The organism is Acinetobacter sp. YH12239 (assembly GCF_013417635.1).
Taxonomy (GTDB): Bacteria; Pseudomonadota; Gammaproteobacteria; order Pseudomonadales; family Moraxellaceae; genus Acinetobacter.
On the sequence record NZ_VPDP01000015.1, the window covers coordinates 42,294 to 56,414 of the forward strand.

12 protein-coding genes and 4 tRNA genes are annotated in these 14,121 nt (G+C 39.2%); 12 read left to right on the forward strand and 4 right to left on the reverse strand.

Annotated features, from left to right (window positions below; all coding sequences use genetic code 11):
* Positions 1–102: 102 nt before the first annotated feature.
* The 4 genes from trpA to FTV17_RS12185 are packed head-to-tail and all read left to right on the forward strand — an operon-like array spanning position 103 to position 4,034.
* Positions 103–906, forward strand: coding sequence for a tryptophan synthase subunit alpha (gene trpA, locus FTV17_RS12170; protein WP_035267926.1), 804 nt, complete (start codon positions 103–105; stop codon positions 904–906).
* The gene (accD, locus tag FTV17_RS12175; RefSeq protein ID WP_035267924.1) at positions 903–1,799 is read left to right on the forward strand and encodes an acetyl-CoA carboxylase, carboxyltransferase subunit beta; all 897 of its coding nucleotides are present in this window, start codon (positions 903–905) and stop codon (positions 1,797–1,799) included. The genes trpA and accD overlap by 4 nt, the downstream gene beginning before the upstream one ends.
* Complete coding sequence (folC, locus tag FTV17_RS12180; RefSeq protein ID WP_179999880.1) at positions 1,796–3,085, forward strand: bifunctional tetrahydrofolate synthase/dihydrofolate synthase; 1,290 nt, start codon at positions 1,796–1,798, stop codon at positions 3,083–3,085. Before accD ends, folC begins: the two co-directional genes overlap by 4 nt.
* Positions 3,072–4,034, forward strand: coding sequence for an SPOR domain-containing protein (locus FTV17_RS12185; RefSeq protein ID WP_373687208.1), 963 nt, complete (start codon positions 3,072–3,074; stop codon positions 4,032–4,034). The genes folC and FTV17_RS12185 overlap by 14 nt, the downstream gene beginning before the upstream one ends.
* A 143-nt stretch (positions 4,035–4,177) precedes the next feature.
* On the opposite strand, the gene FTV17_RS12190 is transcribed toward FTV17_RS12185, so the two are convergent.
* Positions 4,178–4,819 (reverse strand): peroxiredoxin, encoded by a 642-nt coding sequence (locus tag FTV17_RS12190; RefSeq protein ID WP_179999884.1) that lies wholly within the window; start codon positions 4,817–4,819, stop codon positions 4,178–4,180.
* A 329-nt stretch (positions 4,820–5,148) separates the two neighbouring features.
* On the opposite strand from FTV17_RS12190, the gene secA reads away from it, so the two are divergent.
* The 8 genes from secA (at position 5,149) to FTV17_RS12230 (ending at position 11,484) form a co-directional block, all read left to right on the forward strand.
* The gene (gene secA, locus FTV17_RS12195; RefSeq protein ID WP_035267914.1) at positions 5,149–7,863 is read left to right on the forward strand and encodes a preprotein translocase subunit SecA; all 2,715 of its coding nucleotides are present in this window, start codon (positions 5,149–5,151) and stop codon (positions 7,861–7,863) included.
* A 134-nt stretch (positions 7,864–7,997) separates the two neighbouring features.
* Positions 7,998–8,348: a hypothetical protein gene (locus tag FTV17_RS12200; RefSeq protein ID WP_179999886.1), complete on the forward strand. Its 351-nt coding sequence runs from the start codon at positions 7,998–8,000 to the stop codon at positions 8,346–8,348.
* 169 nt (positions 8,349–8,517) lie between these two features.
* The gene (gene argJ, locus FTV17_RS12205) at positions 8,518–9,738 is read left to right on the forward strand and encodes a bifunctional glutamate N-acetyltransferase/amino-acid acetyltransferase ArgJ (RefSeq protein ID WP_179999888.1); all 1,221 of its coding nucleotides are present in this window, start codon (positions 8,518–8,520) and stop codon (positions 9,736–9,738) included.
* A 114-nt stretch (positions 9,739–9,852) separates the two neighbouring features.
* Entirely contained in the window at positions 9,853–10,920 is a 1,068-nt protein-coding gene (nadA, locus tag FTV17_RS12210; protein WP_179999890.1) for a quinolinate synthase NadA, read from the forward strand.
* 156 nt (positions 10,921–11,076) lie between these two features.
* A tRNA-Pro gene (locus tag FTV17_RS12215) sits at positions 11,077–11,153 on the forward strand.
* A 47-nt stretch (positions 11,154–11,200) separates the two neighbouring features.
* Positions 11,201–11,277 (forward strand) — tRNA-Arg (locus FTV17_RS12220).
* 37 nt (positions 11,278–11,314) lie between these two features.
* Positions 11,315–11,390 (forward strand) — tRNA-His (locus FTV17_RS12225).
* A gap of 17 nt (positions 11,391–11,407) precedes the next feature.
* Positions 11,408–11,484 (forward strand) — tRNA-Pro (locus FTV17_RS12230).
* 109 nt (positions 11,485–11,593) lie between these two features.
* Here FTV17_RS12230 and FTV17_RS12235 read toward each other — a convergent pair.
* From FTV17_RS12235 to FTV17_RS12245, 3 genes are read right to left on the reverse strand one after another with little or no spacing between them, the layout of a single operon-like run.
* The gene (locus tag FTV17_RS12235) at positions 11,594–12,073 is read right to left on the reverse strand and encodes an OmpA family protein (RefSeq protein ID WP_179999892.1); all 480 of its coding nucleotides are present in this window, start codon (positions 12,071–12,073) and stop codon (positions 11,594–11,596) included.
* A 24-nt stretch (positions 12,074–12,097) separates the two neighbouring features.
* A complete protein-coding gene (locus FTV17_RS12240; RefSeq protein ID WP_179999894.1) occupies positions 12,098–13,315 on the reverse strand; it encodes a sensor domain-containing diguanylate cyclase in 1,218 nt (405 codons plus the stop codon).
* A 5-nt stretch (positions 13,316–13,320) separates the two neighbouring features.
* A complete protein-coding gene (locus tag FTV17_RS12245; protein ID WP_257219941.1) occupies positions 13,321–13,728 on the reverse strand; it encodes a YfiR family protein in 408 nt (135 codons plus the stop codon).
* Positions 13,729–14,121 lie beyond the last annotated feature (393 nt).

Below are 14,121 nucleotides of genomic sequence, written 5' to 3' on the forward strand. Positions count from 1 at the left end.
CACACTCTGTTCAATGAGTAAAAAATAGCGTTACAATGGGCCGTCTTGTATTTTACAAAACCAACTCCTCAATTCTATACAATTCAAGGAAAGTACATCCCTATGTCACGTTTAGCCACACGATTTGCACAGCTTAAATCTCAACAGCGTAAGGCTCTAGTTTCTTATGTCATGGCAGGTGACCCTCATCCACACGTAACGGTTCCTTTGTTACATCAAATGGTGGAAGCAGGTGTGGATGTAATTGAACTTGGCTTACCATTTTCAGATCCAATGGCCGATGGTCCAGTGATTGCACTTGCGGCTGAGAGAGCATTGGCAGCTGGTACAAATACATTGGATGCATTGGAAATGGTCAAGCAATTCCGCGAAAAGGACACAGATACACCAGTGGTGTTGATGGGTTATTTGAATCCTGTAGAAGTCATTGGATATGAAAAATTTGTATCAACTGCTCATGACTGTGGTGTGGACGGTATTCTTTTGGTGGACTTACCACCTGAAGAAGCACAAGCGCTCGATGTTGTCTTGAAAAAGTTTGATATGGATCAGATCTTCTTGTTGGCGCCAACATCTACAGATCAACGTATTCAACATGTCGCTAATCAAGCGAGTGGTTTTATTTACTACGTGTCTTTGAAGGGTGTAACAGGTGCAGCGACTTTAGATGTGAATGAAGCTGCTCAACGCATCGAAAAAATCAAGTCGATGACGGATGTACCTGTTGGTGTAGGTTTTGGTATTAGTGATGCAGCCTCTGCAAAAGCAATCGGAAGCGCAGCGGATGCGGTCATTGTTGGTAGTGCTTTTGTTAAACCATTTGCACAGACAACTCCTGATCAAGCAGTTGAACAGGCGGTCAATAAAGTCAAGGAGCTTCGAGCAGCGCTCGATGAGTTAGTATGAATCAAGAAGTTAAATCAGGGAAAACTTTAGCACCTGCAACACCTTGGACAGATCGTTCAGTACCAGGTATTCAAATCCCTGATCAACAGCAATCGTTAAAAGCGACGTTTACTGAGCCTACGATTGAATGTCCAGAATGTCATGCTCTGGTGACTCGTACGGCGATGTCTTTCAATGCTTATGTTTGTCCTCAATGTGATGAGCATTTAAAAATGAAAGCACGTGACCGCTTAAATTGGTTCTTTGATCAAACCGCAAAAGAATTAGGTCAAGAGTTTGTTGCAAAAGACCCACTCAAGTTTGTGGATAGCAAAGCTTATCCTGTGCGTATGAAAGAAGCACAAGAGAAAACTGGCGAAACTGAAGCACTCGTAGTGATGGAAGGACAAATCAAAGGTTTATCATTAATCGCTTGTGCATTTGAATTTGATTTCATGGGCGGTTCAATGGGTACGGTAGTTGGTGATCGATTTGTACAAGCAGCAGAGCGTGCGATTGAAACCAAACAGCCAATGATTTGTTTTGCTGCCTCTGGTGGTGCTCGTATGCAAGAAGGAATGCTTTCTTTAATGCAAATGGCACGTACATCAGCTGCGATTCAAAAAATGAAAGATGCTCGTATTCCGTACATTGTTGTATTAACTCATCCAGTATATGGTGGTGTGACCGCATCTTTAGCCATGTTGGGTGATGTGCATATTGCTGAGCCTAAAGCAATGATTGGTTTTGCTGGTAAACGTGTCATTGAACAGACTGTACGCGAAAAGTTAGAAGAGCCGTTTCAACGTGCTGAATTCTTGCTTGATCATGGTGTAGTCGATCAAATTGTTCATCGTCATGCATTACGTGATACAGTTTATCGTATCGTAGCGAAATTGATGAATTTGCCTTGAACCTCACTGCTCCACTCAGTACAGATAGTTTACAAACATGGCTCGATTATTGGAGCCATGTTCACGTTACAGGAATTGATTTAGGGCTTGAACGCGTCATTCCTGTGGCTGAAAAATTGGGCGTTACACACCCGCAAGCGAAAGTCATTACTGTCGCTGGTACGAATGGTAAGGGTTCAACAACCACAACCTTAGCTTCTATTCTGAATGCTCAAGGATATCAAGTCGGTCTCTATCAATCTCCGCATATCTATCGTTTCAATGAGCGTGTAAAACTCGCAGGTCAGGAAGTTTCAGATGAGCTTCTGATCGAAGCATTCGTTCAAGTTGATCAAGCACGACGTGAATGTGATTTAAGTTTATCTTTCTTTGAAGCAACAACCCTTGCAGCTTTTGTCATCTTTAAACAACAGAAATGTGATGTTTGGGTATTGGAAGTTGGACTAGGGGGACGTTTGGATGTTGTGAATGTCGTTAATCCAAATGTTGCGGTCATTACCAATATTGGATTGGATCACACAGATTGGCTGGGTGACACCATTGAAAAAATTGCTTTTGAGAAAGCGGGTATTATTCGTCCAGATATTCCAGTCATTTTTGGTGGGCAACAAATACTTCCAACATCAATACAGGATAAAGTCATTGCATGTAATGCGACGCTGTCATGTCTAAATCAGGATTATTTTTATCAAGCAAATGATGATGGTAAAACTTGGACATTTTCAAGTTCAGCACTGACCTTAAAATTACCATGTGGTCAGTTGGCCCTAGATAATATTTCTACTGCCGTGGCTGCATTATTGGTCAGTGGATTGAAAGTTTCTCAAACTGCACTAGAGCAGGGTATTATTCAAGCACATTTACAAGGTCGATTTGAAATAAGGGAAATCTCAGGAAAAACAGTGATTTTCGATGCGGGACATAATCCGCATGGTGTAGAATTTTTGTTAAAGCAATTGCGAAATTATTTAGAATACAATAAACAGTACACAGAAGTTATCGCTGTGTTTTCGATGTTAGCGGATAAAGATATAGATTCAGTCGTTAATTTATTGAAAAACACGGTATTAATGTGGAAAATTGCGCCGATGGATGTGCCTCGTGCAGCACCATTAAAACAATTAGAGTCAGCGCTTCAAGGTGAGACAGTACAACAGTATTCAAATGTACAGGTCGCATTTAAATCAGCACTTGAAGAAACAAAAAATAATCAGCTGATTTTGGTGTGTGGTTCGTTTCATACCTTAGAAGCGGTCTGGGAGTATTTAGAGAATGTCAATGAATAACAAACAACGCTGGATGGGTGGTGTTGTTTTATTGGGTGGTGGTGTTTTATTGGCAGCATTACTTCTAAAAGGTAAAGAAGAGATTCACCAAAATAATGTTGAACAACCGGTTGAAGCTGTTCAACAAAAAAATAATGAACCTGAAGCAGTACAACTTCAACCTCTCACAGTTGATGTGGAAACTGAAAAGCGTTTACTTGAAGAGCAACGACGTGCTCGTGAGAAAGCTGTGGCAGAGCAAGAGGCTCGTGCTGCTGAATATTTAAGAATGCAACAAGAGGCCGAAGCTGAAGCCGCACGTCGCGCTGCTGAAGAATATGCTGCAATGAATGCTCGTCGAAACGCTGCTCAGCAAAGTTCAGACAATATTCCTCCTGAACTGGTTGAGGATGAAGCTGAAAAGCAAAAGCGTTTGGCTGAAGAAAAACGCATAGCTGAACAGAAGCGTTTAGCTGAGCAAAAAGAACAACAGGCGAAATCCTCAGAAGAACAAAAGCGTAAAGCCGAAGCAGAAAAACGTGCAGCTGAAAAGAAAGCAGCAGAGCAAAAAGCTGCTGAGGAAAAACGTAAAGCAGAAGAAGCGAAGAAGAAAGCTGAAGCTGATAAAAAAGCTGCAGAAGAGAAAAAACGCAAAGCTGCTGAAGAAGCGAAGAAAAAAGCTGAGGCAGAAAAAGCTCGTGATCTGCTGGAAAATGGAGATCGTCAATGGATGGTTCAAGTGGCATTGGCTGCGAATGAGGCGAATGCAGATGCGCTTGCGGCTAAGCTTCGTGCCAAAGGATATAAGGTAACGAAGAGTCCAACGTCGAAAGGTATTCGAATTATGGTTGGTCCATCTAAAGATCGTGATTCGGCAGATGCGTTACGTAAGAAAATTAACAGTGATGCAAGTTTAAATATGAAATCAGCATGGGTGATTGATTGGGTACCACTGGATAAGCGTCAATAGTTTCTTGCTTTGTTTTAGAAAAAAGGATTCAAACTATAATTTGAATACTTTTTTAAATCAATATGTTAAAGAATATAAGCCATAATCAAAAAAAAGCCTATCTGAGGATAGGCTGAACGCTGAAACTTGATGGCTCGTCAAAATTAATCACGATCAGGTTGAGGTGTTAAACGTAAATAAGGTGTCACTGCCCTGTACCCTTTAGGGAAGCGTTGTTGAATTTCATTTTCGTCTTTAATAGAGGGAACAATCACAACATCTTCACCATGTTGCCAGTTTGCAGGGGTTGCCACTTTATAGCTATCTGTTAACTGTAATGAATCTATAACACGTAAAATTTCATGGAAATTGCGACCAGTTGACGCTGGATAAGTAATAATCAAGCGTACTTTTTTATTTGGATCAATGATCACAAGAGATCGGACGGTTAGGGTCTCGCTGGCATTGGGATGGATGAAATCATATAAAGTCGAAACTTTACGATCCTGATCAGCAATGATTGGGAAATTTACCGTGGTAGACTGAGTTTCATTGATATCTTTAATCCAACCATGATGTGATTCAACATCATCTACAGAGAGAGCAATCGCTTTAACATTACGTTTTTCAAACTCGTCTTTTAGTTTTGCTGTAAAACCTAATTCCGTCGTACATACGGGAGTGTAGTCGGCAGGGTGTGAAAATAAAACGCCCCAATGCTCTCCTAAAAAATCATAAAAATTAATTACTCCTTCACTTGATTGCTGTTCAAAGTCTGGAGCAGTGTCACCTAAACGTAATGCCATATAAACCTCTATTTTTATCAAAACCTTAATGTGCTGAAATTAATATGGCGGAAACTCTTTATAATTAAAAATAGTGTTTTTTTATTTAGTTATGAAAAAAACAGATTTATTTGAATGTCTGAAGGCAAATAAACGTTCATAAATTTGAATTTGAACGATATATATTTTTGATCAAATTTGCTACATTAACTCGCCGTTGCTCATGCGTCATGGAAAATAATCCAGAAATTTTTTATTGCATTTGTTTAAAACCCTTGTACTTCAAATTTCTAGCACCATAATAACGTTTGAGAAAAATCATTTTGATAAGTAAGTTTTAGAGAGTCTATATGTTGGCAAGTCTGATCGGAGGAATCTTCGGTACTAAAAACGAGCGCGAATTGAAGCGTATGCGTAAAATTGTCGAGAAGATCAATGCGCTCGAGCCGACGATATCTGTGTTAAGTGATGCAGACTTATCTGCAAAAACAGAAGAATTCAAACAACGTTATAAAAACGGCGAAAGTCTTGATCGCTTGTTACCAGAAGCTTTCGCAGTATGTCGTGAAGCTGGTAAGCGTATTATGGGTATGCGTCATTATGACGTACAGTTGATTGGTGGTATTACCCTACATGAAGGTAAAATTGCAGAAATGCGTACAGGTGAAGGTAAAACCCTAATGGGTACTTTGGCTGTATATTTAAATGCAATTAGTGAACAAGGTGTTCACGTTATTACTGTCAATGATTATCTGGCGCAACGTGATGCTGAGTTAAACCGTCCACTTTATGAATTTTTGGGATTATCTGTTGGGGTGATCTACTCCATGCAGAATCCTGTCGAAAAAGCAGAAGCTTATCGAGCAGACATTACCTACGGTACAAACAACGAATTTGGTTTCGACTATCTTCGTGACAATATGGTGTTCTCGTTAGCCGAGAAAAAACAACGTGGTCTTGCCTATGCGATTATCGATGAGGTTGACTCAATCTTAATTGACGAAGCACGTACTCCACTTATTATTTCGGGTCAAAGCGAAGATTCCTCACAACTTTACGCGGCAATGAATGCGATTCCGCCAAAGTTACATGCTCAAAAAGAAGAAAAAGTTGCAGATGGTGGGCACTTCTGGATCGATGAAAAGCAACGTTCAGTCGAAATCACAGAAGCTGGTTTTGAAGCCATTGAAAGTGAACTTATTGCGATGGGATTATTGGCAGAAGGTGAGAGTCTATATTCTGCAGCCAACTTAAATCTTGTTCATCATGTGACAGCTTCTATTCGCGCACATTACTTGTATCAACGTAACGTGCATTATATTGTCCATGACGGTGAAGTGATTATTGTCGACGAAAATACAGGTCGTACGATGCCTGGTCGTCGTTGGTCTGAAGGTTTACATCAAGCGGTAGAAGCGAAAGAAGGTTTAGAGATTCAACCTGAAAACCAAACGCTTGCAACGACCACATTCCAAAACTATTTCCGTTTATACCGTAAACTTTCAGGTATGACAGGTACAGCAGATACTGAAGCTGCTGAAATGAAAGAAATTTATGGCTTAGATGTGGTGTTGATTCCAACCCATCGTCCAATGATTCGTAAAGATCTGAATGACTTAATTTATTTGAATCGTAATGGTAAATACAATGCGATTATTGAAGAAATTAAGAAAATTCATGAAGCTGGTGTTGCACCGATTTTGATTGGTACGGCAACAATTGAAGCTTCTGAAATCTTATCGGATAAACTGAAAGAAGCGGGTATCGCACACGAAGTACTGAATGCCAAACAGCATGAGCGTGAAGCGGATATTATTGCACAAGCCGGCTCTCCACGTGCCGTGACTATTGCGACCAACATGGCAGGGCGTGGTACGGATATCTTGCTCGGTGGTAACTGGAAAGCGAAACTGGCGAAAATTGAAAATCCAACTCCTGAAGATGAAGCACGTTTAAAAGCAGAATGGGAACAAAATAACCAACTGGTGCTGAATTCTGGTGGTTTACATATTATTGGTTCTGAACGTCATGAATCTCGTCGTATTGATAACCAGTTACGTGGTCGTTCAGGTCGTCAAGGTGATCCAGGTGTTTCGCGTTTCTTCTTATCGTTAGAAGATGATTTGATGCGTATCTTTGCGGGTGATCGTGTCGTCGCAATGATGCGTGCAATGGGTCTGCAAGAAAATGAAGCCATTGAACATAAAATGGTATCTCGTTCGATTGAAAATGCGCAACGTAAAGTTGAAGCGCGTAACTTCGATATTCGTAAGAACCTGTTGAAGTATGATGATGTAAATAACGAACAACGTAAAATTATTTACTCACAGCGTGATGAAATTCTGGCAGAAAGTACTTTGCAAGAATATATCGAGTCAATGCATGAAGAAGTGATGAAAGGGGTGATTGAAACGTATATCCCACCTGAATCTATTCATGATCAGTGGGATGTACCAGGTCTTGAATCTGCATTACGCTCAGACTTTAATATTGATCTTCCTGTACAGCAATGGTTGGACCAAGATCGTCGATTAGATGAAGAAGCATTAGCACGTCGTATCACTGATGAGGTTTTACAACGTTATCGTGCACGTCGTGAACAAATGGGTGCTGAATCTGCAGCAGTGTTAGAACGAAACTTTATGTTAAGTTCTTTAGATCGCCACTGGAAAGATCATTTAGCAGCGATGGATTATTTACGTCAAGGTATTCATTTACGCGGTTATGCGCAAAAGAATCCTGAGCAGGAATATAAGAAAGAAGCATTCAATCTGTTTGTAAATATGTTAGCTGTCATTAAGTCTGATGTTGTGACAGATCTTTCATTAGTACGTTTACCAACGCCTGAAGAGCTGGCAGAAATGGAAGCACAGCAGCAAGCTCAAGCTGAAGCGATGCAACTTTCACTTTCTCATGCTGAAGTTGATGGTTTAACAGGTGAGCAAACAGTTAATACTCAAGAATTGGATCAGAATGAAGTTGAGATTACGCCACCTCAAAGCCGTAATGCACCTTGTCCATGTGGTTCTGGTTTAAAATACAAGCAGTGTCACGGTAAAATCTAAATTTCATGAAGCAGAACTTAGGTTCTGCTTTTTTTATTTTATTATAGTGCTTGGTCAGTTCATGTGAATAAGCATTGCCAATTTGCTCAGTTAATGCTATTTAATTTTGCATGATTGAATATATGGAAGCGACAATGAAAAAAATACTAAAACCGGCTTTATTTGCAGTTTTTGCTTTACCAGCTTTTGCATTTGCCAATACTGATACAAAAACTGTACCTCTAGCGAAAGTTCAAGCAGCTGCGGGTGTTATTCAAGCACAAACTGAAGTTAAAAATGACTCCACAACGGTGATAAGTCCACGCACTGGTATCCGTTATACACTTGGTAATACGGCTGGTCGACCAATTATTCTTCAAACAGCTGCAATAGCACCAGCAACACCAGCTACAGCAAATCGTATTGTTGCATCAAATCCAGCTCTTTCAAGTTCAAGTCAAGAAAAAGCAAAACAAGCTTTATTAGAACAAACTGTATCTAACTAATTTTAGAATTTCGTACTAAAGCCAGTCTTTGACTGGCTTTATTGTTTTTAGGGATCGAGATTTATTTCAAATCATTCATTTCAATCAACCCTAATGCCTTATTCACTCGATTTTTTTTCTAATTTCTAATAAGCTTAGTCATCATTTTTTTTAATTCGGACAATCAAAAATGGCGGTGGGTGACGTATCAATGCCACAAATGCATGTGGTAAAGGGTGTAAGAATTGGCTCAGCAGAAGCGTATGTACGTTACCCAAATCGACGTGACTTGGTTGTATTTGAATTCGCACAAGGCACTCAAGTTGCAGGTGTATTTACCCAAAATGCTTTTTGCGCAGCGCCAGTACATATTTCAAAACTGCATTTGTCTCAAACAAATCCACGTTACCTTGTAATTAATACAGGCAATGCGAATGCAGGTACTGGTCCTAAAGGTATGAAAAATGCAAAGGACACTTGTGCTGAATTTGCCAAAATTGCTGGTGTAAATGAGAACGAGGTTTTGCCATTCTCAACAGGCGTAATTGGTGAAAAATTACCCATGGAGCGTTTGATTGCTGGGTTAAAACCAGCATTTGAGAGTCTTGAAGATGATGTATGGCCTCAGGCAGCTTCAGGTATTATGACGACGGATACTTTGCCTAAGGGCGCTTCTGAACAATTTGAAATTGACGGGGTTGTGTATGCAATGACGGGTATTTCAAAAGGTGCAGGAATGATCCGTCCTAATATGGCAACAATGTTGTCTTTCGTAGCGACAGATGCGCCTATTGCTCGTGAATTGGTTCAAAAACTTTTAAAAACCACGGTCGAACAATCATTTAATCGCATCACGATTGATGGTGATACATCTACTAATGACTCTTGTATTTTTGCAGCAACTGGTCAAGCAGGTGGTGCTGAAATTACATCTGAAGAAGATGCTCGTTACTCTGTTGTTTTAGATGTACTTGCACGTGTCATGAAGCGCTTGGCTCAGTTGATCGTTCGAGATGGTGAAGGTGCTACCAAATTTATAACTGTTTCAGTTGAAGGTGGTGCAAATACGCAAGAGTGTTGTGACATCGCTTACAGCATTGCACATTCACCTTTGGTAAAAACAGCGTTCTTTGCTTCTGACCCTAACTGGGGACGTATCTTGGCTGCAATTGGTTATGCTGGTGTCCCAGATTTAAATGTCGACAAAATCCAAGTATGGTTAGATGATGTCCAGATCTGTAAAGATGGTGGTGCAGCGGCAGATTACACAGAAGAGGCTGGTGCTAAAGTAATGAATCAATCAGAAATTACAATTCGCGTTGATTTGGGCCGTGGTTCTGCCAAAGATACGGTTTACACCTGTGATTTGTCATATGATTATGTCAAGATCAACGCAGATTATCGTTCTTAAATAAATTAAGCCTCCCTGTTGAGGCTTTTTATTTATCAAATTTTAATGATTGGTCAAATCCAATCGGTGTGTAATTGCTTATATTGATAAGCGCTATGGATAGAGATACAAATAATGAATGATGCAACCAATTTAATTGCAAATGATGCGAAAGCAATTGTTCAAGCTCATTTAGACCTGATTGGTGAATCTAACAATCAAGATTTAACACCAGAGTTAAAGCAGCAAAAAATTGCTGAGATCCAAGCTGAATTGGAAAAGCGTAATGCGGTATTGGTTGCTCATTATTATTGTGATCCAGTCGTACAGGAGCTTGCGGAGCTGACTGGTGGTTGTGTTTCAGATTCACTTGAAATGGCACGTTTTGGACGTGATCATGATGCGACAACACTCGTTGTGGCTGGTGTGAAGTTTATGGGTGAAACTTCTAAAATTTTATCACCTAACAAAACCATTTTAATGCCTACTTTAGAGGCAACTTGTTCACTCGATCTAGGTTGTCCTGTAGATGAGTTTACCAAGTTCTGTGATGCTCATCCTGATCATACTGTTGTGGTTTATGCAAATACCTCAGCTGCGGTAAAAGCACGTGCAGATTGGGTGGTGACATCCAGTTGTGCTGTCGAAATTGTTGAGCATTTAGATAGTTTAGGTGAAAAAATTATTTGGGCACCTGATCAGCATTTAGGACGTTACATTCAAAAGAAAACTGGAGCGGATATGTTGCTCTGGGATGGTTCTTGTATCGTACATGAAGAATTTAGAGCACGCGGTATTGCTCAAATGAAAGCCATCTATCCTGATGCTGCAGTTTTAGTCCATCCTGAATCACCAGAATCGGTGATTGATGTCGCTGATGCAGTAGGAAGTACCTCACAATTGATTAAGGCTGCAAAAGAACTACCGCATGAAACAATGATTGTTGCGACAGATCGCGGTATTTTTTATAAGATGCAGCAAATGGTGCCGAATAAGACTTTGATTGAGGCTCCTACGGCAGGTGAGGGAGCGACTTGTCGTTCTTGTGCACACTGTCCATGGATGGCAATGAATGAATTGGATGGCATTTTGCATGTTTTACGACATGGTGATCAGAAAGTGCATGTTGATCTCGCTTTAGCAGAGCGCGCTAAATTACCATTAGATCGAATGTTAAACTTTAGTGCGTCATTAAAGCGTTAATATTAGTCAAAATGCTTGATAAATATACATTTGAAGTGTTTTTTTGATTTTTTTTGAAGATAGGTGTTGACGTTGTCCAGCGTCACGCCTAGAATGCACACCGTACCGAACGATACATCAAACGATAAGTTGAACGGTACAAAAGCTGAGATGAATCGGAGTATAGCACAGCCTGGTAGTGCACCTGGTTTGGGACCAGGGGGTCGTAGGTTCGAATCCTACTGCTCCGACCAATTCTTCAAGGCAAAGGTTTTCCAATGATCTCGCAATCATGGGTAATGCGCCTGTAGCTCAGTTGGATAGAGCATCCGCCTTCTAAGCGGATGGTCACAGGTTCGAATCCTGTCAGGCGCGCCATTGGTCGCTTGATTTTATAGAACCAAATTTTGTGATGGTGGATGTAGCTCAGTTGGTAGAGCCCCGGATTGTGATTCCGGTTGTCGCGGGTTCGAATCCCGTCATTCACCCCAACACAAACCGATGTAATCGGAGTATAGCACAGCCTGGTAGTGCACCTGGTTTGGGACCAGGGGGTCGTAGGTTCGAATCCTACTGCTCCGACCATTTATTTCATTATAAATGGTCAGATAAAAGATACCGCGTTAAGCGGTTTTTTTATGTCTGATTTTTGCTGTTAAAAAAGATCCTATCAGGATCTTTTTTTGTTGAATGTTTAAGGCACGATAATAACAGCAACGCGTCTATTTTCTGCATGGGCAGCGTCAGTATTTGCAGTATTAATAGGTTGGGTTGAACCACGACCAATGGTTTGGATATGAGCAGGATTAAAACCCTCTTCGATAAAAATAGTGCTTACGCTTCGGGCACGGCTTTCAGAAAGTTTAAAATTATAATCTGGATTGCCAATAAGATCGGTATGACCGACGATACGGACTTTCTTTAAATTGTATTTTTGTAGTTGTGCTGCGAGATGTTGAATCTGTTCACGATTTTTTTGAGAGATTTCAGCCTGATCGAAATCGAAAAGAAGTCGTTCGGGGAGTCCTAAACTCCAACCTTCCTCTGTGAGAACGAAACCTTGTTGTTTTAACATTTTTACTTGTTTATAGCTTAAAGATCCCATACCCAAGCATGCACTTAATCCTATACAAAGAATGCTCATGATAAAAAGTTTGAAACTACGGTTGAGCATAGGTATTAATCCTCAGTAAAAATTCTATTGTTGAAATATGTGCCAATGATGTTTTAGATTCTTCGCTTTGTACATCGCTTGGTCTGCTTGAGAAATTAAGTCCTCTGGGTTATGAGCTTCTTTAGCCAAAGCAATACCAAGACTAAAACTAAAATGAATTGATTGTCCGTTATATTTTAATGGCTCATCAGAACATTTTATAAGATTTTCGGCGATTGAAATTAAGTGATCAACCTGACTGACAGGACTTAAGATAATTGCAAATTCATCACCACTTAATCTTGCGACAAAATCATTTTGACGAGTGTTTTGTTTTAATCGGTTTGCCATCTCTTTCAACACTTCATCCCCCACTAAATGACCATATTGATCGTTAATAGACTTAAATTTATTGTTATCTATAAAAATCAAAACAGTATTTTCACGTTTATCAGGCTGATCGAAAAGGTTACATAAAACTTTATAAAAGTAATGTCGGTTTGGTAAATGTGTTAATTCATCATGTTGTACTTGATAATTAAGCTGCGTATTTTCAGACTGTAATTGGTTGTGCCAAGATTGAATTTCTTCTAACAGTTGATTAAATACTGAGTTTAGATGATGAAATTCTTGAATATCATTTTTTGGAAAGCGGAGATTGTATGCTTTTTGTTGACTCACTAATTGTGCTGTATGAATAATTGGTGATATAGAATTCATAATATGACGATAGGTTGCATTAACCGACCACCATAAGGCGAAAATCATAAAAAGCATACCTAAGATCAAGGCTAAGCAAATCTTGATGATGAATAAAATGATATCTTGAGAACTGCCGAATAGATGAAGCTCACCGACTAATTGCCCATTGTGAGTAATGTCAATTTGAATCGGCTTAGAAAAAAATAATCCATCAAACCAAGTTTGAAGTTCTGAATGACGATCTATCAGTTTGCTGCTTTCAGTGATTTTAACTTTATTGCTATCCAATACTTGGATAAGGCGAATTGAATGTTGTTGTGTGTACTCGTGTAAAATATTGTCTAAAGTGTATTTATCTTGGAAAACAAGAGCAGGTTGAATGCGTTCCGCAATTGTGCGACTCACTAAGGTTAAGTTTTGATTGGCGTATGATTTCACCGTAAAGATTGAAATCGATGCAAAAATTAAAGTGCAGATCAAAAAAGTGATCGCAAAAATTAAAAATTGTGATCTTCTAAATAGTGATTGGAGTGAAGTTAATCCAAAAAATTTATCAATCATCTGAATTACTCCATATTCTGTGCAAGAAGTAATACACGAGGATCAACGTGGATTTTGGTTTTTGCAAGACTGTCTAAATTGACTTTAAATTTTGTAATACCTGCTTTATTGCTATAGAGACAGAAAACACTTCCAACCTCGCAATCTTCATTATTTGTTGAAAATGAGAGAATTGACTTATTTAGTGATTCTCGAATGAGCTTTTGTTCGACTGTTGGAGAAGATTTAGAGAAAAATATAACATCACAATTGGTCTTGTTTAATTCATAATCATGAATATTTTGTGCTTTGATATTTGAATTTTGCTTTTGAATGGTTTGATTAAACTCTGCTAATGCTAAAGTGTTATCAATTAGACATAAATTTGGTTGTGGAGATGAAATTTTGGCATAGCTCAAAATAGATAGAGTCATTTGATAAATGTTCTGGTTGGAATTGGCATGGCTAAAGCTGCACATCAAAAGCAGTAGGGAGATCAATACGGCTTTTTTGATTTTAAATATAGCCATTTAGTAACATAGTTCTAGTCAGTTAAATAATAGTGACTATTCTAATCTAATTTTAATAAAGTTAAAGTGTTCGATTTTTTATCAATATCATACTGAATGATGTGAATTTGATTATTAAATACCCACTCAATACACATAATTTAAAAAAATTCTAAAATATTTAAAAAAGAGGTTGCATTGGGAGAGGAATGCTGTAGAATGCACATCCATCGGCGGTGATGTTGATTAAAACTTGTTGAAAAACAAGGATTTAGCTGAATAGGTTGGATCTAAGTTTTGAGAATGAGTTAGAAAATA

Bases quoted from the DNA above. Each gene is read 5' to 3' on its own strand.
- accD (WP_035267924.1), top strand. From the start codon at position 903: ATGAATCAAGAAGTTAAATCAGGGAAAACTTTAGCACCTGCAACACCT.
- secA (WP_035267914.1), top strand. From the start codon at position 5,149: ATGTTGGCAAGTCTGATCGGAGGAATCTTCGGTACTAAAAACGAGCGC.
- FTV17_RS12200 (WP_179999886.1), top strand. From the start codon at position 7,998: ATGAAAAAAATACTAAAACCGGCTTTATTTGCAGTTTTTGCTTTACCA.
- argJ (WP_179999888.1), top strand. From the start codon at position 8,518: ATGGCGGTGGGTGACGTATCAATGCCACAAATGCATGTGGTAAAGGGT.
- trpA (WP_035267926.1), top strand. From the start codon at position 103: ATGTCACGTTTAGCCACACGATTTGCACAGCTTAAATCTCAACAGCGT.
- FTV17_RS12240 (WP_179999894.1), bottom strand. From the start codon at position 13,315: ATGATTGATAAATTTTTTGGATTAACTTCACTCCAATCACTATTTAGA.
- FTV17_RS12235 (WP_179999892.1), bottom strand. From the start codon at position 12,073: ATGCTCAACCGTAGTTTCAAACTTTTTATCATGAGCATTCTTTGTATA.
- FTV17_RS12245 (WP_257219941.1), bottom strand. From the start codon at position 13,728: ATGACTCTATCTATTTTGAGCTATGCCAAAATTTCATCTCCACAACCA.
- FTV17_RS12190 (WP_179999884.1), bottom strand. From the start codon at position 4,819: ATGGCATTACGTTTAGGTGACACTGCTCCAGACTTTGAACAGCAATCA.
- nadA (WP_179999890.1), top strand. From the start codon at position 9,853: ATGAATGATGCAACCAATTTAATTGCAAATGATGCGAAAGCAATTGTT.
- FTV17_RS12185 (WP_373687208.1), top strand. From the start codon at position 3,072: ATGTCAATGAATAACAAACAACGCTGGATGGGTGGTGTTGTTTTATTG.